General features: G+C 70.7%; 1 pseudogene. It reads right to left on the bottom strand.

Going from position 1 to position 205, the window contains the following annotated elements:
- Positions 1-205: pseudogene (locus tag BN358_RS28140) on the bottom strand (SDR family oxidoreductase); the annotation flags it as partial.

Raw genomic sequence — 205 nt, forward strand, 5'->3', positions numbered from 1 at the left:
GTGTTGAAGACGTCCAGGACGCTGGGCCCGTCGAGCGCCTCGTTCATGCTCGCCCCGTTCGCGCGTCTGGCGATCCCGGCGTTGTTCACGACCACGTCCAGACCGGTGCCAGAGGCGGCGATCGTGGCGAGGGCTGCAGCCACCGAGGCGTCGCGGTGACGTCGAGCTGGACGAACCGAGCTCCGAGTTCGGCGGCGGCGGCCGT

It is taken from the genome of Sedimentibacter sp. B4 (assembly GCF_000309315.1).
GTDB classification, from domain to species: domain Bacteria; phylum Bacillota; class Clostridia; order Tissierellales; family Sedimentibacteraceae; genus Sedimentibacter; species Sedimentibacter saalensis.